Origin of the sequence: Hydrotalea sp. AMD (assembly GCF_004100315.1) — a bacterium.
Taxonomy (GTDB): Bacteria; Bacteroidota; Bacteroidia; order Chitinophagales; family Chitinophagaceae; genus Hydrotalea; species Hydrotalea flava.
On the sequence record NZ_SCKY01000105.1, the window covers coordinates 1 to 759 of the forward strand.

Annotated in this window: 1 protein-coding gene; it reads left to right on the top strand. The window is 46.5% G+C overall.

What is annotated here, in order from left to right; translation table 11 throughout:
• Positions 1–265 (top strand): hypothetical protein (locus EO766_RS18310; protein WP_287101826.1); only part of this gene is annotated, 265 nt, incomplete at its 5' end.
• Positions 266–759: the final 494 nt, after the last annotated feature.

Below are 759 nucleotides of genomic sequence, written 5' to 3' on the forward strand. Positions count from 1 at the left end.
AAAAAACTCACCGAAATTTGCAAGAAAACAACCCCATTTTAGTCACTTTCTTGCAAATCCTAATTGCCAATTTCAACAACAATGCCTGTATTCATGCGGCCTGTATAAATATTTCAGGGCCAACTATCAATCCGCTGTAGATCAAACCAAAGAAAAGGCGAGCGACTTAGGCGCTGACAGCGTGGTGATCTTTGATTCAAAACAGGTAATCCAAGGGTTAGATAACTATTTCTTGATGAACGCAACGGCACTGAAATGTTACTGACGCCCGTCGGCATAGTGGTCAGGCTATCTCGTTCCACGATGGGTTTGTCTACTGAGTCGTCACGCTTTTTTTGGTCTTCTTACTTGCCGTGGCGTTTTTGGTGGAGGATTGGGCGCCAACAGGCCGTGGTTGCCTAAATCCGCATAGGCCGCACATCCATACGACTGCCGCATCATCCAACGACTGTCCGCCTGCGGTTGTTGCCTTGAAGTGGCGCGAAATCCCATGATTCGGGCATACAAAATACCCATAGGCATTTTTGGGTTCTGGTTTGGTAGTCGACTGCCGGCCCATTCTTCACCTTCCTTTTTCAGTCATTACTTCTGTTGCAGATTTGGTCTGAAAAAAAAGCCAAGTCTCTTTCAAGGTAAGCGTCATGCCAGTACCGCCTTTCCGGCTGCGTTAAATTTGTAGAAAGTAGTCCCCACTAAAAAGTAGTGGGGATCAAATTGTCTACAGTACCTATTCAAGCTCAACGGGCATTTCGCAAGGGC